This is a genomic window from Arthrobacter sp. SLBN-83 (assembly GCF_006715285.1).
GTDB lineage: Bacteria > Actinomycetota > Actinomycetes > Actinomycetales > Micrococcaceae > Arthrobacter.
Genome location: NZ_VFMX01000001.1, coordinates 3,024,098 through 3,048,115, shown reverse-complemented (window position 1 = coordinate 3,048,115; position 24,018 = coordinate 3,024,098). Strand labels below are relative to the sequence as shown.

The window sequence follows — 24,018 nt, the reverse complement described above, 5'->3', positions numbered from 1 at the left end:
GTGCGAGACTTACGGAATGGACATCGCGTTGGGTTTGCTGGTGATCGTTGCCGTGGTGTGCGCCGGCAGCGCCCTGGGCCGCAAACTGAATATCCCGGTTCCCCTGCTTCTGGTCCTGGCCGGGGTGGCGGGGTCGTTCCTGCCCCTCATTCCGCCGGTTGAGCTGAACCCGGAGCTGGTGTTGGTTGGCTTGCTCCCGCCGTTGCTCTACGCGGCGGCGTTCCGCACGTCGCTGTTCGACTTCAAGACCAACCGGCGTTCCATTGGGCTCCTGTCCGTGGGATACGTCATCTTCGGAACCCTGGGCGTGGGGGTGGTGGTGTGGTGGCTGTTCCCGGAGATCCCGTTGGCCGCCGCCTTCGCCCTGGGCGCCGTTGTGGCGCCTCCGGACGCGGTGGCCGCCACGGCCATTGCCCGCAAAGTGGGAATGCCCCGCCGGATCGTCAACATCCTGGAAGGCGAATCGCTGGTCAATGACGCCACGGCGCTGGTGTGCCTGCGGGCGGCGGTGGCGGCCATCGCGGGCTCGGTCTCCGCGCTGGACGTCGCCGGCGGGTTCGTGGTGGCCGCCGGCGGCGGCCTGGCGGTGGGCCTCGCCGTCGCGTATGTCCTCACCGAAATCCGGAAACGGGTCCACAACGTGGCCATCAACACCTCGACGTCACTGATGGCGCCTTTCGTTGCCTACCTGCCTGCCGAGGCCATCCACGCCTCCGGAGTACTCGCCGTCGTCGTCACCGGCCTGGTGATGGGCACCAAGGCACCGTCCATGCCCAACGGCGCCGCGCGTCAAAGCGCCAGGAGCAACTGGGACACCATCCAGTTCCTGCTGGAGAACTCGGTGTTCCTGCTCATCGGCCTGCAGGTACGCACCATCGTTGAGAGCGTGCAGGACGATTCGCTGGGCGCGGGCCGCGTGTGGCTTGGCTGCGCGGTGATCCTTCTGGCCGTGCTGGTGCTGCGGCCTGCCTGGGTCTTCCCCGCGACGTACCTGCCCCGCCTGATTCCTTCCGTGCGTCGGACGGATCCGGCTCCGCCTTGGCAGTTCCCGGCCATCGTGTCGTGGGCCGGGATGCGCGGCGTAGTCACCCTGGCCGCCGTCCTGACCCTGCCCGGTGATTTGGAGCACCGCAACGTGCTGGTCCTGGCAGCCATGGTGGTGGTGGGCGGCACGCTGGTGCTGCAGGGATTTACTCTGCCCGCCCTGGTGCGGGCGCTGGGGGTGCCGGGGCCGGACCGGCGGGAGGACGCCCTGAACCAGGCCTCGCTGGTGCAGCTGGCCACGGCGGCGGGCATGGAGCGGCTGGAGCAGCTGCGGCGCGAGAGCGACCCGCCGGAGGTCATGGACATGCTCCGGCGCCGGACCCAGGAACGCGGGCTGGCGGCCTGGGAGCGCCTGGGCAGGCCGACGGCCGAGGCCACCACCCCCAGCCAGCGCTACGCCCAGCTGCGGATGGCCATGCTGGAGGCTGAACGGGACAAGGTGTTGGAGCTCAGGCGCGGCGGGGACTTCGCCCATGAAGTGCTCAGCGAAGTCCTGGAACGGCTGGACGTGGAGGAGTCCATGCTGGACGCTTCCTTCAATGAGCTCGATTCCGCCGCCGAGGGGGGCGGCGGCGAGGGGCTGGCCCAGCCGGGCGGCGTGTGTGACCACCTCACGGCTGCCCTTCCGGCCCCGGTCCCCGACAGCCCCGCCTGTGCCGGGTGCGAACGGGAGGGAACTTCGCCGGTGCACCTGCGCATGTGCCTCGCCTGCGGGACCATTGGCTGCTGCGACTCCTCGGCCGGCCGCCACGCCAGCCGCCACTTCAAGGAAACGGGCCACCCCGTCATGCGCAGTGCGGAGCCCGGCGAAGACTGGCGCTGGTGCTACGTGGACGAGCTGCTGGGCTGACCGGGCGTGGCCGGTGGGCGTACCTTGCGGATCCGGATCGGTCCCTTCGCCGTGGCGGGATCGACGACGGATCCGCCCTGGGTGATGTGCACCTGGCCGGCGTCGACCAGGCGCCGGGCAGCCTCCCGCGCCGGTTCCATGAGGTGGCGCCATTCGTCACCGCCCACGGCCCTGGCGGCATCGGAGGGGCAGATGGTGGAAGTTGCCGCCCTGGCCGCCAGGAGCTCCAGGATCTTCGCTTCCAGCTGCCCTTCAACCGGGTTTTGCTGATCATTCCCGCCGCTGCGCGCCATGCCGGACTCCCTGCGTCAAAAAAATCGGCCTAGAAGGTGCGCCGCGGGACAGCCCGCTCATACTGGGGCGGCCAGGGGAGGTCGTAGCCCAGCTCGAAGGCGGCACGGAGCCACCAGTGCGGATCGCGCAGCGCGGCCCGGGCGATGAAGACGCCGTCGGCCTGGCCGGTGGCAACGGCGTGTTCTGCCTGGCCGGGAGTGGTCACCAGGCCCACCGTGCCGGTGGCGACGCCGGCCTCTTCGCGGATGGCGGCCGAGAAACCGGTCTGGTAGCCGAGCCCCGACTTGATCTGCTGGTGGGCCACGGCTCCCCCGCTGGAGACGTCCACCAGGTCCACACCGTGGGCAGCTGCTTCCCGGGCCAGCCGGACCGACGCCGCCTGGTCCACGCCGCCCGGCGCCCAGTCAGTGGCCGAAACCCGGAGCAGCAGCGGCATGGAATCCGGAATCACTGCCCTGACGGCATCAACCACGGCCAGCATCAGGCGGTTCCGTCCGGCCTCGTCCCCGCCCCATTCGTCCTCGCGCTGGTTGATGAGCGGACTCTGGAACTGGTGGAGGAGGTAACCGTGCGCCCCGTGGATCTCCATGGTGTCAAAACCGGCATCCACCGCACGGACAGCGGCGGCGGCAAAGTCGTCGATGACGCCGTGGATCTGCTCCACGGTCATGGCGGCAGGCGCCGCGTAGCCCTCAAAGGAAGTGGTGGACGGGCCAACTGTCTCCCAGCCGCCCTCGGACGCCGGAACGCTGCCGTGCTTGCCGGAAAAGGGCCAGTACGTGGAGGCCTTTCGGCCGGCGTGGGCCAACTGGACCCCGATCTTGGTGCCGGCCACACCGTTCCGGTGGACGAAGGAAATGATCCGCTCCCACGCCGCCGCCTGCTCGTCGTTGTAGAGGCCTGCGTCGCGGGGGCTGATCCGGCCCTCGGCGTTCACTGCCGCGGCCTCGGTGAGGATCATCGCCGCGCCGCCCACGGCAAAGCCGCCCAGGTGCACCAGGTGCCAGTCGTGCGGAACGCCCGGGGCGTCGTCGGGATCGCAGCTGTACTGGCACATGGGCGACACCCAGCCCCGGTGCTGCAGCTCCATGCCCCGCAGGGTCAGCGGCTGGAACAGCGCCGGCATTAGAACAGCACCCGCGCGAGTGCCTGGCGCGCCTTTGCCACGCGCTCGTCACCGACGCCCACCACGTCGAAGAGTTCCAGCAGCCGCACGCGGGCGGCCTCGCGTTCGGGGCCAAAATTCCTGCCAATGAAGGCCACCAGGCGGTTCAGCGCGTCCTCCACGTGCCCGCCGGCCACGTCCAGGTCCGCCACGCCAAGCTGCGCATCCAGGTTGTCCGGTTCGTTGGCGGCAAGTGCACGCAGCGCGTCGCTGTCCTGTGCGGACACCGACTGCAGCCGGTCCATCAGCTCCACCTGTGCCAGGCCCGCCTTGGCTTCATGGTCCGACGGCATTTCCTTCAATGCCTGGCGGTAGGCTTCGGCGGCTGCGGCGTAGTCGCCGGCCTCAATGGCGTCGAACGCGGCCTGGTGCAGCGGCGGCAGCGGGGCAGGTTCCTGGCCGCCGGACGCGCCGGCATCCAGGCTTCCGGTGACTCCGTTTGCTGCGGCAACTTTGAGAAGTTCGTCGAAGAGGCTGCGCACCTGCTGCTCGTCCGCCGCGCCTTGGAAGAGCGGCACCGGCTGTCCCTTGAGGACGGCAACGGCAGTGGGAACAGCCTGCACCTGGAAGGCCTGCGCAAGCTGCGGGAAGGCTTCAATGTCAGCCGCGCCAAGGACCAGGCGCCCTCCGTAGGACGCCACCACCCGGTCAAGGGTGTCAAGCATCCTGCTGGACTCCGGCGAGTAGGGGGCCCACAGCGCAAACACCACCGGCACCTGCGCGGACAGCTCAACCAGCTGCTGGAAGTTCGCTTCGGTGACGTTGACCTTGAGTTCCGGTCCTCCGTCGGGCTGTGCCCCCTGGGCCGTTCCCGTCTGGGGCCCGGAAGGAGCCGGGCCGGACGGAGCTGCGGGGCGCTTCAGCGAAGAAAGGTCGACGGCGCCGCGCAGGTTAAGCAGGTTGGCAGCGGCAGGAGGGACTGGGCGGGAAGCTGGCGAACTCATGTTTCCCACTCTAGCCACTCCGGCCGCTGCCGGTGGTAATACAGCCAGGCCCTACTTGAAGCTGGCGCCGACCAGGCCGCGGGTGGCGGCAACAAGCTTCATGGGGTCCGTGGAACCTGCCGGGGGCACATAGACCGCCATGGATTCGGCGAAGCTCAGGACCATGCCCGTGGTGGTTTCCTTGCCGCCGGCCAGGGCTGCGGCGTCGTCACCGATGCTGAGCTTGTCACCGGCCGCCTTGGGTGTGCCTTCGAAGCCGAAGTTGATGCGGCCCAGGACCAGGGCCCCGCCGTCAGCGGTGCGGAACACCACGGTGTTTTCCGGAACCACCTTGTGGGTGAAGGAGAAGTTGCCGTTCTCGCCGGACTTCACCACCTCGGCCTGGTAGGACAGGGTGTCGGCGATGTACGGCGAGGACTGGCCTTCCACCAGCTTGTCCTTGAAGGGTGAGTCGGCCGACGTAAGACGGTCGGCGAGTCCGGACATCGCTTCCTCACCGCTGTAGAGCAGGCCGGACTTGTCCGAGGCGGCAAGGGTCTCAGTACCCCCGCGGCTGATGTTGGGGAACGTGGTGCCCGGCTGGAGGGGCGTGGTTTCCGTCAGCTTGTAGTTCTCGCGCGGCGACTGCTGGACCAGCGTCAGGATCTGCGGAACCACGTTGCCTTCACCCTGGGTCACGGCCAGCACCGAACGCGGCCAGTTCCGGTCGCTGGTGACCACGTACGTCAGCAGCTTGGTGGAGCGCACCGGCATCCGCGGCTCGTAAGAGCCAACCTGGGAGCGGATCTTGTAATTCTGGGTGCGGATCTCCAGTTCGGGTCCGCCCACCCGCCCGGCCAGTTTCGCCGCGTCCTTGGCTGCGTCCCCGGCATCGGTGGCGCTGGATACCTGCTCCAGGATCCGGCGGAACTGGGCATCGAGCAGCACCGGCACACCGGCTGCTTCCTTGGCCGGCGACGAGGCACTGCCGGAAGGCTGCGGGCTGGGGCTGGCCGCCTGGGCGGCGGTGGCCGAACCTGCCAGCACAGCGGCAGCAACGGCGGCTGCCACCATGGTGGCCTTGGAGGAGGAAGAGGACGACGACGGCGCCTGGTTTTGGGTGCCGGCATTTGGTGTCCCTGGGTTCAGCGCGCCCTCGTTCTGCGGGCCGGCGCCGGCGGGCTTGGCATTGCGTGCACGGGCGCGGCGGGCGTAGCTGCTGCTGCCGCCGTCGCTGTTGTGGCCATCGCTGCCGTGAGCGTCGCCTTCGCCGTTCTTCCGGCGGGCTGCCAGCAGCGCCAGGACGATTCCGGCCACGATCAGCAGGCTGCCCAGGACCATCAGCGGCACAGCCCAGGGGGTGGAGGTGTCGTTCGGGAACGTCATGGACACGGAGGCAGGCGCCGGCTTGGTGCCATCGGAGGCGAGCAGGAGGGTCCACTCGCCGTCAGCCGGCGGGGTCCAGGTGTACTCAAGCTCACCGCTGGCGTTCTCGTTGGTCACCCACAAGTCCGAGCCGGCCGGGTTCGGAGCCGCAGCATCGCCGTCGGCGTGGTCAACCTGGAGTGACTTTTCGTCCTCGGAAACCCCGGTGATGGTGTTGTGGGCCGTCTTCCCAACCCAGGCATCGACGTCGTCGGGCCGGCCTGAGGCCAGCATGAAGTTCCCGTCGCCCTGGATGTTGATCTTGACGGTTCCGCCATGCAGGGTACGCAGCTTCTGGTCAATGACCGTCAGCGGTGCGGCGGCGGCGTCGGCCGGCGCGGAGGCGGTGAACGTCTCGGATGGAGCCCAGATGGTTCTCTGGCCGATGCCGGCCAAAAGTGTCAGGAGGCCGAGCAGCACAAGTGCGGCTGCAGTCTTTAAACGCAAGGGAAACACCTATCATCAGCGGGGGTTTGCCTTCAATAGTAACCTTTTTGTTACCAGGGGCCCCTGTCTGGATCTTCCATGCCTTTCCCTGCAGGCCCCCGGGCAGCGCCTTCGGCAGGTGGTGGCAAGCCTGCTGATAGTGTTTGCGATGATCATCACACCGGCCCGCGAAGGCGGAGCCACGCACGGAACAGGCCCCTAGAACCAGTGAATGACAAGACGGACCCGTCCTCGGCGGCAGCCGCAAATCCCGGGGATCCCAAGGGCCCTGTCCCCGCTCCGGTACCTCCCCTCGGCATGGCGGCAACAGCCCGCCGCAGGGGTACAGCCGCAGCCGCCCTTGGCCAGGTGGTCCGCCGGCTTCGGCAACCCCTGCCCGGGGCGCAGCCCAGACTCCGGTTCGAGATGCCACCGGAATACACGGGGCAGGCCCCGGACACGGAACACGGCGGCGATGAGGAGCCCCAGTTCGGCCACCCGGGCCCGCGCATGTCACCGCAGCATCCGCTGTACATGGGCTTCATGGGCACCGTCGGCGTGGGCCTGGCACTGCTGGTCTACTGGATCGGCTCCCACACTACGCAGCTGCTGCTGTGGATCGTGGCGGCACTGTTCATCGCCCTGGGCCTGGAGCCCGTGGTGGGCTGGCTGGAGGGCCGCAAAATTCCCCGGCCGGCGGGAATCCTGGTCTCGGTGGCGGTCCTGATGGGCGCCGTCGTCGGGTTCTTCGCCACGCTCATTCCCACCATCGTGGAACAGGTCTCCGAGATCGTGCGGCAGGCACCGGACTGGATGCGCAACTTCATGGACTCGGATTTCTTCCGCAGCCTTGACGACCAGTTCGGCGTCCGCGACCGCATCACCGAGGAGGTCAACAAGTTCGTCAACGACCCCGCCGCGATGGGCGGCATTTTCGGCGGCGTTCTGGGCTTCGGATCCACCGTGGCCAACGGCCTCTTCGGCGCCCTCATCGTCCTGGTGCTGAGCCTGTATTTCCTGGCAGCACTGCCGGCCATGAAGAAGTGGGGCTACCGCCTGGCACCACGCTCCCGCCGCAAGCGCGTGGCCGCCCTCTCGGAGGAAATCACCCGTTCAGTGGGCAACTACGTGATCGGCCAGGCCTGCGTGGCGCTGCTCAACGCCACCTTCGCCTTCGTGGTGATGTCCATCGTGGGCGTCCCCTTCGCGCTGCTCCTGGCGTTCGTGGTGGTCCTGCTTGCCTTTATCCCCCTCGTGGGCGGCATGATCGCGGGCATCGTGGTAACCCTCGTGTCCCTGACCGAAGGCTGGCAGGTGGCCGCCATCTACGCCATCTGCTACTTCGCCTACCTGCAGTTCGAGGCCTACTTCATCTCGCCGCGCATCATGCAGAAGGCGGTGGCCGTGCCCGGTGCCGTGGCGGTGATCTCGGTCATCGCGGGCGGCAGCCTCCTGGGCGTCCTGGGGGCCCTGATCGCGATTCCCACCGCCGCCGCCGTCCTGCTGCTGGTCCGGGAGATCTACATCGTCCGGCAGGACCAGCACTAAGGGTCCGGCAAAACCAGCACTGACCACGCTGTCCGGCGGCGGCCTGCAGCCCCCCCCGCCCACCCGGGTGTGCGTGCTAGGCCCCGGCAGTCGCCGTCGGGCCGTCCCATTCCTGCGGCAGCTCCGCTCCGGCCTGGCCGGGACTGACCTGGGCCACAATGTCATTCAGGACCCGGGCAGCGTACTTCTCCCCCACCCACAGGTGCTTTGCCCCGGCCACGCCCACCACCCGGGCCTGCGGCACCATGCGGAACCGGGCGGCGGCCTCCGCAGGCTGCAGGAAGTCGTCGTGCTCCGGCACCAGGACGGTGAGCGGCTTGCCCGATTCCGCCCACAGCTGCAGGTGTTTGTCGGTTGCGCGGTGCAGCGGTGGCGACAGCAGCACCGCGCCCTCGATCTGGGCCGCCACGGGTTCGATGGCGCCGTACATCAGCGCCAGTTCCGTGCCGAAGGACCATCCCACCAGCCAGCGGTTGGGCAGGCCGCGTTCGACGGCGAAACGGACGGCCGCCTCCACGTCATGGCGTTCGCCGACTCCTTCCTCGAAGTCCCCGCTGCTGGTGCCGCGGGGAGAAGCGGTACCGCGGGTGTTGAAGCGCAACACCGCGATGCCGGCCAGCGCCGGCAGCCGGTAGGAGGCCTTGCGGAAGACGTGGGAGTCCATGAAGCCGCCGTGCGTCGGCAGCGGGTGGAGCGTGATCAGCGTGGCTTTCACCGGACCCGATTCGGGCATGGCCAGCTCCCCCACCAGGGTGTGGCCGTCCTCCGTCTGCAGCTCGATGTTCTCGCGCCGGGCAGGCAGGACCGTGGAGGCACGGATGGGAACGGGGCCCTGGGCCTGGGTGAACTGGTACGACGCCGGATCAAAAGTCATGCCTGCCAGCTTAGCGACAGTGGGGGCACCCGACGTTCGGCCAGGTCAGCGGTAGCGGTAGCTGCGCGTCAGCCAGCAGTTGGTGTGCCAGTGCCGTCGTTCGGCCAGGCCTGCCGCGGCGCCGAAGAGGTGGTCGTCCTTCCAGACCACGAGGTGCGCGACACCGGGCAGCACCGCCGTGGAGCACTCCGGGCAGATGTAGGTCTTCTCGGCGTTTTTTGCGGTCATGGTGCGCACCATCCACTCACCGTCGGGGGCGCTTTCCCGGCGGGCAATTCCCGCCCGCGCACGTTCCAGGTCCAGTTCGGGAACGTCGCCGGCACTTTTCCGCCCTGCGCCCCTGCCGGAAAGGGAACCCCGGCCGGAAGGGGGACGGCGGGGACGGTTGGAGCGCGGCATGTATCCATTCTGCCCCAGCCGCGCCACTGCCCCTGGACGGCCTCCCGCACGGTGCGTCCCGCCGTCGGACACGGCCGGCCCGGGCCCACGCGATAGTCTGTACGGCGTGCGTCTTGTCATAGCCCATTGCTCCGTTGATTACGTCGGCCGGCTCAAAGCCCATCTCCCCCTCGCCACCCGGCTCCTGCTGGTCAAGGCTGACGGTTCCGTGCTGGTGCATTCGGACGGCGGTTCCTACAAGCCGCTGAACTGGATGAGCCCGCCGGCAACGCTCCGGGTTTCGTCCCCGGACGAGGTGGACCTGGAACTCGGGGTGGTGGAGCAGTGGACGGTGCAGTCCGCCAAGACCGATGACCGGCTGATCATCAACATCCACGAGAAGATCAGCGAGTCCTCGCACGACCTCGGGGTGGACCCCGGGCTGATCAAGGACGGCGTGGAAGCGGATCTGCAGCGGCTGCTGGCCGAGCAGATTGAAACGCTGGGCCAGGGCTACTCGCTGATCAGGCGTGAGTACTTCACGGCCATCGGGCCCGTGGACATCCTTGCCCGGGACGCCGATGGCGCCACGGTGGCCATTGAACTCAAGCGCCGGGGGGACATCGACGGCGTGGAGCAGCTCACCAGGTATCTGGAACTGCTCAACCGGGACCCTCTTCTGGCACCGGTGCGCGGCATCTTCGCCGCCCAGCAGATCAAGCCGCAGGCAAAGGTGCTGGCCAACGACCGCGGGATCGACTGCGTAACGCTTGACTACGACGCGATGCGCGGAGTGGACGACAGCGAATCCCGGCTCTTCTAGCCATTTCCATTGTTGCTTCAGGCACCTAAATAGCAGCATTCGAAGCAGGCCTCTTCGTCACCTGTTTTTTACCTAAATTTTCGCCTTTTTGCTGTTCGGGCCGTTGACCTGCGGGAACAGGCATGAAATTCTTATCTCAGTCTTTGTGTAGGTGTTTTTCATGCTCGCAAGACATGTTGCGAGCGCGAAGCTCCTGCAACGCCAGGCCCCTTTCCGGGCGTGGCAATCCAGGATTCTTCTCGCGGAGTGACCAAGGGCGGCACGAGGTGTGCCGGTCTTAAAAAGTTCCACAATGAGGAGAAATAAATGGCACAGGGAACCGTCAAGTGGTTCAACGCTGAAAAGGGCTTCGGCTTCATCACCCCGGACGACTCCGATGGCGATGTCTTCGTTCACTACTCCGAGATCCAGACCGGCGGCTTCAAGACCCTCGACGAGAACCAGCGCGTTCAGTTCGAAATCGGCCAGGGCGCCAAGGGCCCCCAGGCCACCGGCGTAACAGTCGTCTAAGTAAACCGCCCGGCCGCTTTCCGCGGCTGTCAGTGACAAATGGTCCCCGGCAATTTTGCCGGGGACCATTTTGTATTTGCGGAATTATGCAGTGGGAAATGCCACATTAAAGCCAAGGGCTTTCCAGCGGGGCATTTCCAGGCTGGCCGGACGGCCTCAGGTGACCAATTTGCGGACCAGCCGGGCGCCCTGTGCCAGGGACAGGCCCGGGAGGTACGCCCGCGTCAGCGCCCGGCCGATGGCGGGCAGGTGCAGCGGGTCCTGGTAATACAGGTAGAGCGCCCGGTACTCCGGCTTGAACCTGGATTTGAACGCCGCCAGGGAGCGGAAGCCGTAGACCGGTTCAAGCGCGTGGCCTACCAGATCCAGAATCCTGACGAGGTTCTGCGCACCCTCGTCAGTGGCGCCCGCTTCCGTGCTTTCGTCCCCCGTCTCCGTTTCCTCCCCGGCGGCTCCCGTCCCCGGCTGCACGTCCGGTCGGCTGGCCAGCGGTGAGCCGGAGAGGGAGATCATGTCCACCGAGTCCCGCAACTCGAGGACCGCAGAGGCGATCAGGAATTCCATCACGCCCGGGAATCCCTCGCTGCCCCGGCGCATGACGTCCAGTGTCCGGCTCACCAGCCGCCCGCCGTCGTACACAGGCAGCCAACTGGTCACACCGTGGACGGTGCCGTTGCCGTCCACCGCCAGGCAGCACAGGACTTCCTCGTCATCGAGCTCGTCCACTCCCCCAAGCGTGAAGCCCATTTCCGGAACCGACTTGGTGGCCGCCCACTCCTCGGACACTTCGTTCAGCCGTGACCGCAGCGCCGGCGGCAATGAGTGGTACGAGCCCCAGACGGCGTGGACCCCCAGCTTGGCGGCGCGGTTCAGCGCTGTCCGGACGTTCTGCCACTCCTTGCCCTTGAACTCGAGCTGATCCAGCGCCAGCCGGGTCTCCTGGGCAACGGCAACGCGGGAAAAACCGCGTTCCCTGAGTACCGGCCACATGGTGTCGTCGCAGGAATAGAGCGCGGGCACCAGGGCTTGGCTGCGGCAGTAATCCAGGAATCCCTCGGTCACCCGCTGCTCAGCCGCGCGGTCGCCGATCGCACCGCCCAGGGTCAGCGCCACGGTCCCGTGCTGCTGGAACGCCATGCCACCCGCGCCGTCGGGGCTGAACCAGTAGGTGTTGGGCTCCCAAAGTGCCATCCATGACAGAGGGCCCCCACCCTGGTGGAGCAGGTCCCGGGCGCGGTCCCGGTCCTGCCGCCCGAAGTTCAGGCCGTGGTGCCGGCCCACCAGCACCCACCACACGGCCACCAGGGCTACCAGCCAGAACACCGGGCCGGAATAGGCGAACAACAGCGCCTCGGCACTGTCCTGCTCAGGAAAGACCCGGCGGAAATGCTGTGGAATGGGCACCGGAACGTACTGCCGCGCCAGCTCGGCGAAGAGGCCCAGCAACCCGCCGTCGCGGGCCAGTCCCCCGGACAAAAACCAGGCCACCGTGTAGGAGCTGGCCAGCGCAAGCCAGGTTCCGCACACCACAGCACCGAGCACCCGGCGGGCGCCGGGACGGGTCTGCACGCGGAACTGCCGCCGGTTCAGCCACAGGACCACCGCCAGCAGCAACGGGACAACCACAAGGGGAAGCACGTGCGCGAAAGCCGAGGACAGCGGCGTGGCATGCGTCCCCTGCAGGCGGGACGGGACCAGGGCGAACAGGGCCAGGTAGACGGCAGCCAGCGCGGTAACAGCCAGCTGGATGGCCAGGGCGATGTTAAGCGCCAGCCGGCGGCCGCGGCGCATGCCGTCCGCGCAGATCAGCAGCAGGATGACCGGCACCACCGCCAGCGCCAAACCGAACGGTCCGGCAAATCCCGCCCGTCCTGTCTCCAGGCAGGACGCGTCAACCGTGGCACCGCAGTTGAACACCAGCTGGCTGAGGGTGGGCATCGGGCTCAGCACAACGTCGCGCAGCAGGGCCAACGGGCCCGTGGGCGCCCGTGTAATGCCGGTCAGGATGGGTCCCACGGCAAAGACCGCGACGGTGAGCGCCAGCAGGTTCCTGGTTTCGCGCCCGGTGGACCGGTGGCGGTGGAGACGGCCCTGGTCCCCCTGGATCCACCACCCGGCCAGGAGGCCAAGAAGCGCGCCGATGAGGCCGATCACCGTCTCGGCATGTCCCACATAGAGAACCAGGAGGAGCGAAATGGACAGCACCACAGTGCGGAGCCGGCGCTGCCACAGCAGGGTGATCCGGGCGCTGGCTGCCAGGCCGGCAGTCAGCACCGGGGCGTAAGGGCCAATCAGGTTGTCATCGGCCATGGTGTCCAGCCAGCCGTCCCCGACATAACCCGCCAGCTGGGTCACCAGGAGGAACACAGTGACGGCCGCGAACTGGCCGCCGAAGAACAGTCCGACGGCGGCCCGCCAACCCAGCCTGCGCTCGGCAAGTCCCAGCAGGAGGACCATCATCAGCGACGCCGCGATGTAAGCCAGCGGGTTGGTGGCGAAGAAGAGGCTGGTGAACAGTGACCACCACTGCCCGCCGCGCAGGCCGGGGCCACTGACGGAGGCGAGCTCCAGGAGCTGCTCCGGCGGCCCGTCCAGGAAGCTGCCGGTCAGGGCGGCGGTGGCGAGGAAGGCAATAACCACCCCGAGGGTGAACGGCATGGACTTCAGCGTGCGCAGCACCTGCTGCACTGCAGGGCGTCCGACGGCGGCCCACATCAGGGCGGCCGTGCGGTTGGGGTTCCTGGTGGTCACCACTGCATCCCCCACTGGCTGCCGAGGAACTGCAGGGCGTCGGCAAAGCGCTTGGATGAGGTGTCCCAGGAGTGGCCGGTATGGTCCACCACGTGCGCCTGCACCGTGAAGCCGGCGCCCTCCGCCGCCGCTGCAAGTGTCCGGAGGTTTGCCACGAACTCCGGATCGTTCTGGCCTGCGGTGAGGTACATGCCGTGGGACTCGAACCGTTGGTGTTTCATGATCTCCAGTGGAGTCTGCCGGGTGAATTCGTCGGGGTTTCCGGGGAAGGCTGCGTCGATGGTCTTCTGCCGTTCCTTGGCGATTGCGGGTTCCGCTTCGCTGGAGAAGGCCAGCACGTCGGCGTAGATGTCAGGGTGCCTGGTTCCCATTTGCACCGCGCAGGTGCCGCCGAAGGAGAAGCCGCCGATGGCCCAGTGGCTGTGGTTGGTGTCCAGCGCCAGGGTGGATCCAATCCACTGCGGCACGTCCTGTGAGAGGTAGGTATCCGCTTTGGCGATGCGGCTGTCCATGCACATGGTGTTGGCGGACTGCGAGCCATTGGGATCCGGAATGACCACCACCGGTGACACCCCGCCGTGGGCGGCGGCAAAGGAATCCATATGGCCGCGGATGGCGCCTCCGGTGAGCCAGTCGGCGGGACCGCCGGGCTGCCCGGCCACCAGGACCAGGACCGGCAGGGCGGGCCGGTTGGCTGCAAAGTAGGCCGGCGGAAGGTAGATATAGGCGTCCCGGGTGTTCATCCCGGACACCGTTCCGGGGATGGCGGCCTTACGCAGTTCGCCTCCGGCCGGCAGCTCCCCCTGCGGCTTCCAGCCCTGCAGCGGCAGGCCGTCGGGTTCCCCGGCATGGCGCATGAGGTCCTGCTCCAGGGCGGGAATGCGGGCCAGTGCCGTGCCCAGCAGGTCACTGACGGTCCTGTTCAGGCCGAAGTAGGCGTTGATCTGGATCGCAGACAGCAGCATCACCAGCAGCGCGGCGAGGAGCCCTCCCCCGCGGCCGCCCCAACTGGTCCGGGGCAGCCGGAGCAGGCACAGGAGCAGTGCCGCCACACCCGGCACCAGCCACAGCAGGACGGGGTCGGGCAGGTCCTCGGGGAAGATGGTGAAGATGTTGATGAGCGCCCAGTGCACCGTACCCACCAGGGCAAATGCGGCTGCCGCGGCGATGAGGATGCGGACAGCCCATGCCCGGACTCGATGGACCGGAACCATGGCGGCGCGCCAGGGTGGCACCAGGAGATAGGCGGCGCCGCCCATTCCCAATACCAGCACGGTTCCATAGAGTGGACCGTCGGTGAGCCGGATGTCTAAAAGCCAGTCCACGTTGGCTAGCGCCAGGTCCCCACGCCGATGACAGGACCTGCTTCCAGCCAGGAGGACAGTCCCGTGTAGGCGTCGAACTTCATGGCAAGGTGCAGGTCCTGCCCCTCGTAGCGGAGTTCGACGATCACCACGTCCGGCTGGACCTTCACCGCCTCCGCTTCGGTAGGCTTCCGGCGGCCCAGCAGCTCGAGGGAGCTGCGTTTGAATGTGTACTTGGGGCGGACGCTCAAGGAGATGAGCCTGAACCACTCAAGGTCATTGTCCTGATAACGACAAACCCCCATCTGCCAGCTGTTTCCAGCTACGCAAATGGAGGCGTCCACGGTGCCGAGGGCACGCCGCAGGTTGAAGCGGCGCACCCCCGAAAGGCACAGTGCAAAAATCAGCAATCCGAACGCGATTGCCAGTGCGATGAACGAAATACCCGGTGCGTCCATCAAGGTCGTGCTAGCGGATCCCAGCGGTAGCCGAGCCGCCCAACTGGGCGTTGTCAGCAACGATCACCACGCGGTTGTTATCGACCGAGAAGAACCCGCCGTCGACGTCCACCGCAATACGGTCTCCGGAAACCGGCTGGATTGCCAGTTCACCCTCGGCCAGGATCGCCAGCAGGGGCGAGTGGCCGGGCAGGATTCCGATTTCACCATCGCTGGTGCGGGCCTTGACCATCTTGGCCGCTCCGGACCACACAAAGTGGTCCGCTGCGACAATCTCAACCTCAAGCTCAGCCATATTACTTGGTCTGTTCCTGGATCTTGGCCCACTGGCGCTCAACGTCATCGAGGCCGCCGACGTTGAAGAACGCCTGCTCCGCGATGTGGTCGAGTTCGCCGTCGCAGATCGCCGCGAAGCCTTCAACGGTGTCCTTGATGGAAACCGTGGAGCCCTCAACACCGGTGAACTGCTTGGCGGTGTAGGTGTTCTGCGAGAGGAACTGCTGGATGCGGCGTGCACGCGACACGACGATCTTGTCTTCTTCGGAGAGCTCATCGACACCGAGGATGGCGATGATGTCCTGGAGTTCCTTGTTCTTCTGCAGGATCTGCTTCACACGGACGGCCGTGTTGTAGTGGTCCTTGCCGATGTACTGGGGATCCAGGATGCGGGAGGTGGACGTCAGCGGGTCAACGGCCGGGTACAGGCCACGGGAGGCGATTTCACGGGAAAGTTCCGTGGTGGCATCCAGGTGCGCGAAGGTGGTGGCCGGCGCGGGGTCGGTGTAATCATCTGCGGGAACGTAGATGGCCTGCATCGAGGTGATGGAGTGGCCCTTGGTGGACGTGATGCGCTCCTGCAGGAGGCCCATCTCGTCCGCAAGGTTGGGCTGGTAGCCCACGGCCGAAGGCATACGGCCGAGGAGGGTGGAAACCTCGGAACCTGCCTGGGTGAACCGGAAGATGTTGTCGATGAAGAGCAGCACGTCCTGGTTCTGCACATCGCGGAAGTACTCCGCCATGGTCAGCGCGGACAGGGCCACGCGGAGGCGCGTTCCCGGCGGCTCATCCATCTGGCCGAAGACAAGGGCGGTGTCCTTGAGGACGCCTGCCTCTTCCATTTCAACCCAGAGGTCGTTGCCCTCACGGGTACGCTCGCCAACACCGGCGAACACGGAAGTACCACCGAAGTTGCGGGCAACACGGGTGATCATTTCCTGGATCAGAACGGTCTTGCCCACGCCGGCGCCGCCGAAGAGGCCGATCTTTCCACCCTTGATGTACGGGGTGAGGAGGTCGATGACCTTGATGCCGGTTTCCAGCATCTCGGTGGAACCTTCGAGCGAAGCGAAGCTGGGAGCCTTGCGGTGGATGGGCCAGCGTTCGCTGATGTCCAGCTCCGACTCGGCAACGTCCAGGGGCTGGCCCAGCACGTTGAAGATGTGGCCCTTGACGCCGTCACCAACGGGAACGGAGATGGGGGCGCCGGTGTCCACCACGGAGGTGCCGCGGACAAGGCCGTCAGTTGCCTGCAGGGAGATGGCGCGCACGAGGTTGTCACCCAGGTGCTGGGAGGTCTCGAACGTGATGGTCTTGGTCTCACCGTTGAGAGTGATCTCGGTGGTGAGGGCGTTATAGATCGACGGGATTGCGTCAGCCGGGAATTCGACGTCGACAACCGGGCCGATTACGCGCGCAATACGGCCGGTTGCACCGGACGTTGCGGCTACGTGTTCGGTAGCAGTGGCAGTCATCTCTCTCACTTCATTCAGTAGATGGCGTGGGGTTAAGTTTATCTGTGGTGGTGCTGGTTCCGCGGAACCGAGGGGCTGGAGGCTACGACGCGAGGGCGTCGGCACCTGCAACAATCTCAGAGAGCTCCTGCGTAATTTCGGCCTGGCGGGCCGTGTTGCGCAGGCGCGTGTACTTCTTGATCAGGTCCGTTGCGTTGTCGCCTGCGGACTTCATCGCCCGCTGGCGGGCTGCAAGCTCGGAAGCTGCCGCCTGCAGCATGGCTGCGAAGATCCGCGATTCGATGTAGCGCGGCAGCAGGGCGTCAAGGACACGCTCCGTTTCCGGCTCGAACTCGTACAGCGGCAGGAGATCCGACTCAGATGCAGCCTGTTCTTCCACTACTTCCAGCGGGAGCAGGCGGATAACCGTCGGCTCCTGGGTAACCATGGACTTGAAGCGGGTGTAGACAACGTGGATTTCGTCCACGCCGCCCTCTTCGAAGTCAGTTGCGAATTCTGCCAGCAGCGCTTCGCCGATTTCACGGGCGGTGGCGAACTCTGGAGCGTCGGTTCCTCCGGTCCAGACCCGCGCATATTCGCGGTTCCGGAAATCGAAGTAGGCCTGGGCCTTGCGGCCCACGAGGTAGGTCTTGACTTCCTTGCCTTCGGCGTGGAGCAGCTCGTTGAGACCTTCCGCCTGCTTGAGGACACCGGCAGAGTAGGACCCAGCCAGGCCGCGGTCCGAGGTGATTACCAGGACGGCGGCACGGCGGATCTGCTCCGGCTCAGTGGTCAGCGGGTGGTCGATTTCGCTTTGGCTGGCGACAGCAGAAACGGCGCGCGTGATCGCGTTCGCGTAAGGCAGTGAAGCTGCTACGCGCGCACGGGCCTTCCCGATGCGCGAGGTAGCGATCAGTTCCATCGCCTTGAAGATCTTGCGCATCGACGTGGTCGAGCTGATCTTCTGGCGGTAGACCCGGATCTGGGCTCCCATACTTATCCTTTCCTAACATTCCGTAGCCGGGGTGCCGGGCCCTGGGGCCCGGCACACCGGCGGTGCGGAACTAGCGCTTCTGCTTGACGATCTTTTCCTGGTCGACTTCGCCCTCGGAGATAGCGTCATGCTCCTCGTGGCCGGCGCCTACCAGGTGGTTGTCACCCTCGCCGAAGAAGCCCTTCTTGAAGTCCACGATCGAGGACTTCAGAGCGGCAACGGTGTCGTCGTCCAGCACGTTGGTCTGGGCCAGCGTGGTCAGGATCGAGGACTTGTGGCGCAGGTGCTCCAGGAACTCGGCCTCGAAGCGGCTGATGTCCTCGACGGGAACGTCATCCAGGTAGCCGTTGGTGCCGGCCCAGATGGAGACGACCTGGTCCTCGACCGGGAACGGCGAGTACTGGCCCTGCTTGAGCAGTTCCATCAGGCGGGCACCACGGGTGAGCTGCTGGCGGGACGCTGCATCCAGGTCGGACGCGAACATCGCGAACGCCTGCATGTCGCGGTACTGTGCCAGGTCCAGCTTCAAGGTACCGGAGACCTTCTTCATGGACTTCACCTGGGCGGCACCGCCAACGCGCGACACGGACACACCCACGTCAACAGCGGGACGCTGGTTGGCGTTGAAGAGGTCGGACTGCAGGAAGATCTGGCCGTCGGTGATGGAGATGACGTTGGTCGGGATGTAGGCGGACACGTCGTTCGCCTTGGTCTCGATCAGCGGCAGGCCCGTCATGGAGCCGGCACCCAGCTCGTCGGAGAGCTTGGCACAACGCTCCAGCAGGCGGGAGTGCAGGTAGAAGACGTCGCCCGGGTAGGCTTCGCGTCCCGGCGGGCGGCGCAGCAGCAGCGACACGGCGCGGTAGGCTTCGGCCTGCTTGGACAGGTCATCGAACACGATCAGGACGTGCTTGCCGCCGTACATCCAGTGCTGGCCGATGGCCGAGCCGGCGTACGGTGCCAGGTACTTGAAGCCTGCGGGGTCGGACGCGGGAGAAGCCACGATGGTGGTGTACTCCAGCGCGCCGTTGTCCTCAAGGGTCTGGCGGATGGCGGCAATGGTGGACGCCTTCTGGCCGATGGCGACGTAGATGCAGCGGACCTGCTTGTTGACATCGCCCGAAGCCCAGTTGGCCTTCTGGTTGATGATGGTGTCGATCGCGATGGCGGACTTGCCCGTCTGGCGGTCGCCAATGATCAGCTGGCGCTGGCCGCGGCCGATCGGGATCATCGCGTCGATGGCCTTGAGGCCGGTCTGCATCGGCTCGTGGACCGACTTACGCTGGGTCACGCCGGGGGCCTGAAGCTCCAGTGCGCGGGTGGTCTCGGCCTTGATCTCGCCGAGGTCGTCGATGGGCACGCCCAGCGGGTCGACAACGCGGCCAAGGAAGGCGTCGCCAACGGGAACGGACAAAACCTGTCCGGTCCGGTGGACTTCCTGGCCTTCTTCGATGCCGGTGAAGTCGCCGAGGACGATGACGCCGATTTCGCGGACGTCGAGGTTCTGGGCCAGGCCCAGGGTGCCGTCCTCAAAGCGCAGCAGCTCGTTCGCCATGACCGAGGGAAGGCCCTCAACACGGGCGATGCCGTCACTAGCGGTGGTTACGCGGCCGACCTCTACGCGCTCTGCGTTCCCGGGTTCGTAGGACGCCGCGAACTCGTTCAGCGCATTACGGACGTCGTCGGCGTTGATGGTCAATTCGGCCATCTGCAGTCCCTGCTCTCCTGTTTGTGATCACCGCAAACGGTGACCGGGGTTTCTATCAGTTGTGTTGTGCTTGTCCGGCTAGCCGGCCAGCTGGCGTTGCAGTTCGCCCAGCCGGGTAAGGACCGAGGCGTCGAGCACCTCGTCACCTACCTGGACGCGGATGCCGCCAATGAGCGCCGGGTCAACGTTGATGTTGACCTTCAGTTCCCGCCCGTACAGATTGTTCAGGCCTGCCTGGAGGCGGGCCAGCTGCGTCTGCGACAAAGGACGGGTCACACTGACCGTTGCAATCCAGCGCTGCTGCCGCTTGGCCGCCAGTTCGGCAAACCGTTCCACAAGCCGGGTGGGCTTGATCCCGCGGGGCTGGCTGACTGCCTGCGTGATGAGGACTTTGGCTTCCTCACTGACGCCGGGCACCAGCTTCTCGGCAAGGGCGGACTTGGCTGCTGCGCTTGCCTGCGGTTCGGACAGAGCACGTTGTACCTCGTGGCTGGAGGCAACAGCCTGGTTGAAGGAAAACAGATCGTTTTCCAGTTCTTCCAGGCCAGTGATTCCGGAGGCAGAAACGGCCGACTTGTTTTCAGCAACGGAAATGACCACCGTTGCGGCAAGAGTCTCGAGTGCATCGCCGATGTCACGCGCCGATGCCCAGCGTGAGCTGGCCAGTCCGCCCGCGATCTCAGCAGCATCAGCGGAGACTTTTCCGCCAACCAGCTGCCTGACCAGCGCCGACTTTTCGTCGCCGCTGCGGGAGGGGTCAGTCAGGGCACGGCGCAAGCCAGCCGAGCTGTCCACCATTCCCAGAATTCCGAAGAGTTCCTTTGCCAGCTGCAGCGACGCCGTGGGAAGCTTCGCTTCCAACGCGGCCAGGGCTGTTGCCAGCGATTCGCTCGATACGCCTGCCATTACTTAGCTGCACCTGCGTTCTGGGACTCCAGATCTGCCAGGAAGCGGTCCACAACCCGTGCTGCCCGTGCGTCGTCGTCGAGCGACTCGCCCACGATGCGGCCTGCAAGGGTGGTGGCCAGGGTGCCTACCTCAGAGCGCAGCGACACAACGGCCGCCTGGCGCTCGGATTCGATCTGCGCGTGGGCCTGTGCGGTGATGCGGGCAGACTCTGCTGCCGCCTTCTCCTTGAGATCCGCGAGGATCTGGGCACCTTCGGCGCGGGCTTCCTCACGGATGCGGTTGGCTTCGGTGCGGGCGTCGGTCAGCTGCTGCTTGTACTCTTCGAGTGCAGCAGACGCCTCAGCCTGGGCCTTTTCAGCCTTGGCGATGCCGCCTTCAATGGCCTCGGCACGCTCGGCGAAGGTCTTCTCGAACATCGGGACAACGTACTTGACCACGATGAAGAAGAGGATGGCAAAGCCCACGAAGACAACCAGCATTTCCCAGGCATTGGGAACAAGGGGGTTGACGTCGCCTTCAGCGGCGGCTGAGATGATCAGCTGATGCATATTTCACCCGTCCTTATCTACTCGGTTCTGAATGTTCGCTGACGTTCTGAAGGTTTACTTGAGAACGAAAGCGAAGACCAGGCCCAGGATGGCGAGTGCTTCGGTCAGCGCCAGGCCAAGGAATGCGATCGGCTGCAGGACGCGCTGGGCTTCCGGCTGGCGTGCAACGCCGTTGATGTAGGCAGCGAACACGAGACCCACACCGATACCACCGCCGATAGCCGAGAGGCCATAGCCGATGAGGTTGAGGGAGCCGTTGATGGAGCCTTCCATTTTTTTTCCTTTCAAGATGCCGCTTTGTGCGGCAGGTTGTTTGGGTTGCTTCATCCCCGCGAGGGGAAGACTGTGGTGTGCCGGCGGAGCATAACTCCCCCGGCGGGGTGCCTAGTGGCTGTCGGCGTGCAGGGCGCCTTCGATGTAGATCGCGGTCAGCAGCGTGAAGACGTAGGCCTGCAGGACCATGATCAGGGCTTCGAGCATGTACATGGCGATGGCACCTGCAAGGACCAGGACCGAGGTGCCCTTCAGCAGGACGTTCTCCTGCATGATGAGGTACTCGATGCCGGAGCCGGCAATCATCACGATCAGGTGGCCGGCGAGCATGGTAGCGAACAGACGGAGGCTGTGCGTGACGGGCCGGACCACGAAGTTCGAGATGATCTCAATGGGGATGACGATCGGCAGGATGTACCACGGAACGCCCGAGGGGACGGTGGCCAGCTTGAAGTAGCGCAGGCCGTTCTTCTTGATGCCGATGGCGATCCAGGTGATGTAGACCAGGCCGGCCAGCACGTACGCTCCACCCACGTGCGAGAACGTGGGGAGCTGGAACACCGGGATGGCGCCGTAGATGTTGTTGACCAGGATGAAGAAGAACAGGCTGAAGAGCAGCGGGACGTACTTGATGAAGTCCCTGCCGCCGATGATGTCCTTGGCGATGCCGTTGCGGACGAAGCCGTAGGCGGCTTCGCCGGCGAACTGGAGCTTACCGGGTACCAGCTGCTGCTTGCGTGCGGCCAGCACGAAGAAGACGGCGATAAAGACGACAGAGAGGAGGACCAGCAGCATCTGCTTGGAGAATCCTTCTGCGGCACCCCACGGCAGGATTGCCGGCAAATGCATTTCGTTAATACCAGGAGGAGTGAACTCTCCTGAATCTTGGGCCGGGAGCGCAAGCGCGATCAACGCGTTTCCTCTCTGCAGTGTCCATCATTGGGCGTTGGGCGGGGTCCGGCAGCCTGACAGCCTGCTGTTCCCCCTGTGAAATTATTTGGCATTATCTTTTCCGTCCTGGGACGGTGCGCTGGGAGCATGGCGCTCATCAGCATTTTTGCGGGAACTGGTGAGGCCGTGCATGTGGGAAAGGTAGAAACCTCCGACGGCTCCGAGCAGAGCGCCTGCGAGCACAATCCAGCGCGTTCCCCACAGATAATCCAGTCCCCACCCTATCAAACTCCAGACGATGATTCCGCCAATGATGTAGCTGAATACAGCCATTCCAGCGTTGTAGCCGCCATCGGTGGAAGCATCGGAAGCAGCGGGCGCGGGGCCTTTGGATCCCCGTTTGCCGTGGGCGCCGCCCGTGGACTTTTTCGGATCACGCATCGGTCCCTCCCCTGTCTTCTGGATCGTTGTAGATCTGGAGGCGGGCCCGGCTGAAGCCATGGATCTCCGCAGCCTGCCAAAGGACGACGGCAACCACCGCGCCGATGATGAACCACCGGCCGTGGAGCCATTCCGGAGCACCGATGGCGAACAGGATCACGGCAAAGCCCACCACCTTGATGAAGTAGGTGGCGACAAACATGCCAATCGCCCCCGACGGGTTGCTGCGTCCCACGAAGTGCCCCACCAACAGGCTGATGCCAAAGAACAGCATCACCAGCAGGCCACCGAGGACGCTCGATACGGCGCCGGTGAACCCGTTAAGGAGTGCGGCCGGAATGGCACACAGCACAAGTCCGGCCGCTGCGGCGATGGAACTGCGCTTGAGCAGGTTCAGCCACAGGGAGGGCGTGGGACCGGAGGCGCCAACAGGACCATTGCCGGAGGCAGGTCCGGACTCGGCGTTGGAGGTCATTCGATCCCAATCGTCGGCACCACATGGCAATGGCCAGGAGGCAGGGGGTGGAGTGGCAGCTTGGGCTGCCCCTAAATTCTACACGAGATAGAAATAATTCAGAACCGGCGTTACGCCGTCGTTTCCCCGTTGCCGCGCGACAGGTAGGGCCACGCCGTGACCAGTCCCATGACCAACGTGGCAAAGATGTCCACCGCAAGCACGATTTGCCACGGGAAGATTGCGAACGCGAGGCCGCCGAAGGAGAGCACTGCCGTCCACAGGTACATCAGGATCACGGCGGTGCGGTGGGAGTAGCCGATGTCCAGGAGCTTATGGTGCAGGTGGCCGCGGTCCGCGGACCACGGTGAACGTCCACGGGCTGTCCTGCGCACCACTGCAAGTCCCAGGTCAAGCAGTGGAAGGAACAGGACGGCGAACGGAAGCAGGATGGGGATCACGGTTGAGATGCCGTTGGCGCGGTCGTAGAGGCCCGAGGAGATCTGCCCCGTGGAGACGACACCGGCCGCAGCCATGAGCAGGCCGATCAACATGGCGCCGGAATCGCCCATGAAGATCTTTGACGGAAACCAGTTGTGCGGCAGGAACCCCAGGCAGCCGCCTACCAGTACGGCCGTGATGAGGGTTGCCAGGTCCGAGTAGTCGAGCAGTACCGCGTTCCGGTGCACCCAGTAGGCGGTGAAGAAGAATGCCGTGCCGCCGATAATGGCCACCCCGGCGGCGAGGCCGTCCAGTCCGTCGATGAAGTTGAAGGCATTCATCGTGGTCACGATCAGCCCGGCTGTCAGCACCACCCGGAGCGTTTCGTTTTGCAGGTAGATGGGCTCTGGAATCCAGGGAACGATGGTCATCCGGACACCCCAAAGGGCCACCGCCAGGCCGGCTGCGCTTTGGCCGATCAGCTTGACCCACCACCGAATGTCCAGCAGGTCGTCCGCCACGCCCACCAGGACGATCACGGCCGCGCCGGCCAGGACGCCCCAGGGTGAGAAATTGTTCCGGTAAATGTCCTTGACGAAGAACGACTGGCTGGCCACAACCAGCGCCACCATGATGCCCAGGAAGATCGCGACGCCGCCCAGCCTGGAGACGGGGGTGGAGTGCATGTCCCGGCTGCGGATTGGCAGGTGCAGCTCAAGCCTGTGGCCCACCACCCGGGCGCCCCATGTGGCAGCGTAGGACACGATGGCAGCCGTCAGCCCCATGAGCAGGTACATGATCATGCGGCAGGCACCGTCCGGGGAGTAAGGGTGTCAAAGCCGTTCAGCTGCGTCGG

Annotated in this window: 24 protein-coding genes; 4 read left to right on the top strand and 20 right to left on the bottom strand. The window is 65.7% G+C overall.

What is annotated here, in order from left to right; all coding sequences use genetic code 11:
- The first annotated feature begins 16 nt into the window (after positions 1 to 16).
- Positions 17 to 1,894, top strand: a complete 1,878-nt coding sequence (locus tag FBY30_RS14230) for a Na+/H+ antiporter (protein WP_142133444.1) — start codon at positions 17 to 19, stop codon at positions 1,892 to 1,894.
- Here FBY30_RS14230 and FBY30_RS14225 read toward each other — a convergent pair.
- From FBY30_RS14225 to FBY30_RS14210, 4 genes are read right to left on the bottom strand one after another with little or no spacing between them, the layout of a single operon-like run.
- Positions 1,870 to 2,187, bottom strand: coding sequence for a DUF3253 domain-containing protein (locus FBY30_RS14225; RefSeq protein ID WP_142133443.1), 318 nt, complete (start codon positions 2,185 to 2,187; stop codon positions 1,870 to 1,872). The two genes, FBY30_RS14230 and FBY30_RS14225, sit on opposite strands and share 25 nt — an antisense overlap.
- A gap of 29 nt (positions 2,188 to 2,216) precedes the next feature.
- A complete protein-coding gene (locus tag FBY30_RS14220) occupies positions 2,217 to 3,314 on the bottom strand; it encodes an NADH:flavin oxidoreductase/NADH oxidase (RefSeq protein WP_142133442.1) in 1,098 nt (365 codons plus the stop codon).
- Entirely contained in the window at positions 3,314 to 4,297 is a 984-nt protein-coding gene (locus FBY30_RS14215; RefSeq protein ID WP_142133441.1) for a tetratricopeptide repeat protein, read from the bottom strand. Before FBY30_RS14215 ends, FBY30_RS14220 begins: the two co-directional genes overlap by 1 nt.
- 51 nt (positions 4,298 to 4,348) lie before the next feature.
- Entirely contained in the window at positions 4,349 to 6,121 is a 1,773-nt protein-coding gene (locus FBY30_RS14210; protein ID WP_142135292.1) for a hypothetical protein, read from the bottom strand.
- 234 nt (positions 6,122 to 6,355) lie between these two features.
- Here FBY30_RS14210 and FBY30_RS14205 point away from each other — a divergent pair, with 234 nt between their 5' ends.
- On the top strand, positions 6,356 to 7,675 hold the full coding sequence (locus FBY30_RS14205; protein ID WP_142133440.1) for an AI-2E family transporter: 1,320 nt from the start codon (positions 6,356 to 6,358) through the stop codon (positions 7,673 to 7,675).
- Positions 7,676 to 7,751: 76 nt separating this feature from the next.
- Here the strand turns inward: FBY30_RS14205 and FBY30_RS14200 are convergent, their stop codons facing one another.
- Positions 7,752 to 8,549: an alpha/beta hydrolase gene (locus tag FBY30_RS14200; protein WP_142133439.1), complete on the bottom strand. Its 798-nt coding sequence runs from the start codon at positions 8,547 to 8,549 to the stop codon at positions 7,752 to 7,754.
- Between the two features lie 45 nt (positions 8,550 to 8,594).
- Positions 8,595 to 8,948, bottom strand: coding sequence for an ATP/GTP-binding protein (locus FBY30_RS14195; RefSeq protein WP_142133438.1), 354 nt, complete (start codon positions 8,946 to 8,948; stop codon positions 8,595 to 8,597).
- Between the two features lie 106 nt (positions 8,949 to 9,054).
- Between FBY30_RS14195 and nucS the strand changes: the two genes are divergently transcribed.
- Together nucS and FBY30_RS14185 are read left to right on the top strand one after the other, a co-directional pair.
- Positions 9,055 to 9,750, top strand: coding sequence for an endonuclease NucS (nucS, locus tag FBY30_RS14190; RefSeq protein ID WP_142133437.1), 696 nt, complete (start codon positions 9,055 to 9,057; stop codon positions 9,748 to 9,750).
- A gap of 306 nt (positions 9,751 to 10,056) precedes the next feature.
- The gene (locus FBY30_RS14185; protein WP_003804766.1) at positions 10,057 to 10,260 is read left to right on the top strand and encodes a cold-shock protein; all 204 of its coding nucleotides are present in this window, start codon (positions 10,057 to 10,059) and stop codon (positions 10,258 to 10,260) included.
- A gap of 156 nt (positions 10,261 to 10,416) precedes the next feature.
- Here the strand turns inward: FBY30_RS14185 and FBY30_RS14180 are convergent, their stop codons facing one another.
- From FBY30_RS14180 to FBY30_RS14115, 14 genes are all read right to left on the bottom strand, one after another.
- On the bottom strand, positions 10,417 to 12,975 hold the full coding sequence (locus FBY30_RS14180) for a phosphatidylglycerol lysyltransferase domain-containing protein (protein WP_142135289.1): 2,559 nt from the start codon (positions 12,973 to 12,975) through the stop codon (positions 10,417 to 10,419).
- A 32-nt stretch (positions 12,976 to 13,007) separates the two neighbouring features.
- Positions 13,008 to 14,336, bottom strand: a complete 1,329-nt coding sequence (locus tag FBY30_RS14175; RefSeq protein WP_142133436.1) for an alpha/beta hydrolase — start codon at positions 14,334 to 14,336, stop codon at positions 13,008 to 13,010.
- A gap of 5 nt (positions 14,337 to 14,341) precedes the next feature.
- The gene (locus FBY30_RS14170) at positions 14,342 to 14,773 is read right to left on the bottom strand and encodes a DUF2550 domain-containing protein (RefSeq protein WP_142133435.1); all 432 of its coding nucleotides are present in this window, start codon (positions 14,771 to 14,773) and stop codon (positions 14,342 to 14,344) included.
- 10 nt (positions 14,774 to 14,783) lie between these two features.
- Positions 14,784 to 15,068, bottom strand: a complete 285-nt coding sequence (locus FBY30_RS14165) for a F0F1 ATP synthase subunit epsilon (protein ID WP_018760117.1) — start codon at positions 15,066 to 15,068, stop codon at positions 14,784 to 14,786.
- 1 nt (position 15,069) lies between these two features.
- Positions 15,070 to 16,524, bottom strand: a complete 1,455-nt coding sequence (atpD, locus tag FBY30_RS14160) for a F0F1 ATP synthase subunit beta (protein WP_142133434.1) — start codon at positions 16,522 to 16,524, stop codon at positions 15,070 to 15,072.
- An 82-nt stretch (positions 16,525 to 16,606) separates the two neighbouring features.
- The gene (locus tag FBY30_RS14155) at positions 16,607 to 17,497 is read right to left on the bottom strand and encodes a F0F1 ATP synthase subunit gamma (RefSeq protein ID WP_142133433.1); all 891 of its coding nucleotides are present in this window, start codon (positions 17,495 to 17,497) and stop codon (positions 16,607 to 16,609) included.
- Between the two features lie 70 nt (positions 17,498 to 17,567).
- Positions 17,568 to 19,205: a F0F1 ATP synthase subunit alpha gene (gene atpA, locus FBY30_RS14150; RefSeq protein WP_142133432.1), complete on the bottom strand. Its 1,638-nt coding sequence runs from the start codon at positions 19,203 to 19,205 to the stop codon at positions 17,568 to 17,570.
- A 78-nt stretch (positions 19,206 to 19,283) separates the two neighbouring features.
- Positions 19,284 to 20,111, bottom strand: coding sequence for a F0F1 ATP synthase subunit delta (locus FBY30_RS14145; protein WP_142133431.1), 828 nt, complete (start codon positions 20,109 to 20,111; stop codon positions 19,284 to 19,286).
- Positions 20,111 to 20,662, bottom strand: coding sequence for a F0F1 ATP synthase subunit B (locus FBY30_RS14140; RefSeq protein ID WP_142133430.1), 552 nt, complete (start codon positions 20,660 to 20,662; stop codon positions 20,111 to 20,113). The genes FBY30_RS14145 and FBY30_RS14140 overlap by 1 nt, the downstream gene beginning before the upstream one ends.
- Before the next feature lie 54 nt (positions 20,663 to 20,716).
- On the bottom strand, positions 20,717 to 20,935 hold the full coding sequence (gene atpE / locus FBY30_RS14135) for an ATP synthase F0 subunit C (protein ID WP_003804776.1): 219 nt from the start codon (positions 20,933 to 20,935) through the stop codon (positions 20,717 to 20,719).
- A 111-nt stretch (positions 20,936 to 21,046) separates the two neighbouring features.
- Positions 21,047 to 21,847, bottom strand: coding sequence for a F0F1 ATP synthase subunit A (gene atpB / locus FBY30_RS14130; protein ID WP_142133429.1), 801 nt, complete (start codon positions 21,845 to 21,847; stop codon positions 21,047 to 21,049).
- An 81-nt stretch (positions 21,848 to 21,928) separates the two neighbouring features.
- Positions 21,929 to 22,267, bottom strand: coding sequence for an AtpZ/AtpI family protein (locus tag FBY30_RS14125; protein ID WP_142133428.1), 339 nt, complete (start codon positions 22,265 to 22,267; stop codon positions 21,929 to 21,931).
- Entirely contained in the window at positions 22,260 to 22,742 is a 483-nt protein-coding gene (locus tag FBY30_RS14120; RefSeq protein ID WP_142133427.1) for a hypothetical protein, read from the bottom strand. Before FBY30_RS14120 ends, FBY30_RS14125 begins: the two co-directional genes overlap by 8 nt.
- A gap of 110 nt (positions 22,743 to 22,852) precedes the next feature.
- Positions 22,853 to 23,965: an MraY family glycosyltransferase gene (locus FBY30_RS14115; RefSeq protein ID WP_142133426.1), complete on the bottom strand. Its 1,113-nt coding sequence runs from the start codon at positions 23,963 to 23,965 to the stop codon at positions 22,853 to 22,855.
- Positions 23,966 to 24,018 lie beyond the last annotated feature (53 nt).

What these genes read in the sequence shown, in the direction of transcription:
- FBY30_RS14230 (WP_142133444.1), top strand. Translation starts at nt 17, where the DNA reads ATGGACATCGCGTTGGGTTTGCTGGTGATCGTTGCCGTGGTGTGCGCC.
- FBY30_RS14225 (WP_142133443.1), bottom strand. Translation starts at nt 2,187, where the DNA reads ATGGCGCGCAGCGGCGGGAATGATCAGCAAAACCCGGTTGAAGGGCAG.
- FBY30_RS14220 (WP_142133442.1), bottom strand. Translation starts at nt 3,314, where the DNA reads ATGCCGGCGCTGTTCCAGCCGCTGACCCTGCGGGGCATGGAGCTGCAG.
- FBY30_RS14215 (WP_142133441.1), bottom strand. Translation starts at nt 4,297, where the DNA reads ATGAGTTCGCCAGCTTCCCGCCCAGTCCCTCCTGCCGCTGCCAACCTG.
- FBY30_RS14200 (WP_142133439.1), bottom strand. Translation starts at nt 8,549, where the DNA reads ATGACTTTTGATCCGGCGTCGTACCAGTTCACCCAGGCCCAGGGCCCC.
- FBY30_RS14195 (WP_142133438.1), bottom strand. Translation starts at nt 8,948, where the DNA reads ATGCCGCGCTCCAACCGTCCCCGCCGTCCCCCTTCCGGCCGGGGTTCC.
- FBY30_RS14185 (WP_003804766.1), top strand. Translation starts at nt 10,057, where the DNA reads ATGGCACAGGGAACCGTCAAGTGGTTCAACGCTGAAAAGGGCTTCGGC.
- FBY30_RS14180 (WP_142135289.1), bottom strand. Translation starts at nt 12,975, where the DNA reads ATGTGGGCCGCCGTCGGACGCCCTGCAGTGCAGCAGGTGCTGCGCACG.
- FBY30_RS14170 (WP_142133435.1), bottom strand. Translation starts at nt 14,773, where the DNA reads ATGGACGCACCGGGTATTTCGTTCATCGCACTGGCAATCGCGTTCGGA.
- FBY30_RS14165 (WP_018760117.1), bottom strand. Translation starts at nt 15,068, where the DNA reads ATGGCTGAGCTTGAGGTTGAGATTGTCGCAGCGGACCACTTTGTGTGG.
- atpD (WP_142133434.1), bottom strand. Translation starts at nt 16,524, where the DNA reads ATGACTGCCACTGCTACCGAACACGTAGCCGCAACGTCCGGTGCAACC.
- FBY30_RS14155 (WP_142133433.1), bottom strand. Translation starts at nt 17,497, where the DNA reads ATGGGAGCCCAGATCCGGGTCTACCGCCAGAAGATCAGCTCGACCACG.
- atpA (WP_142133432.1), bottom strand. Translation starts at nt 19,205, where the DNA reads ATGGCCGAATTGACCATCAACGCCGACGACGTCCGTAATGCGCTGAAC.
- FBY30_RS14145 (WP_142133431.1), bottom strand. Translation starts at nt 20,111, where the DNA reads ATGGCAGGCGTATCGAGCGAATCGCTGGCAACAGCCCTGGCCGCGTTG.
- FBY30_RS14140 (WP_142133430.1), bottom strand. Translation starts at nt 20,662, where the DNA reads ATGCATCAGCTGATCATCTCAGCCGCCGCTGAAGGCGACGTCAACCCC.
- atpE (WP_003804776.1), bottom strand. Translation starts at nt 20,935, where the DNA reads ATGGAAGGCTCCATCAACGGCTCCCTCAACCTCATCGGCTATGGCCTC.
- FBY30_RS14125 (WP_142133428.1), bottom strand. Translation starts at nt 22,267, where the DNA reads ATGCGTGATCCGAAAAAGTCCACGGGCGGCGCCCACGGCAAACGGGGA.
- FBY30_RS14120 (WP_142133427.1), bottom strand. Translation starts at nt 22,742, where the DNA reads ATGACCTCCAACGCCGAGTCCGGACCTGCCTCCGGCAATGGTCCTGTT.
- FBY30_RS14115 (WP_142133426.1), bottom strand. Translation starts at nt 23,965, where the DNA reads ATGATCATGTACCTGCTCATGGGGCTGACGGCTGCCATCGTGTCCTAC.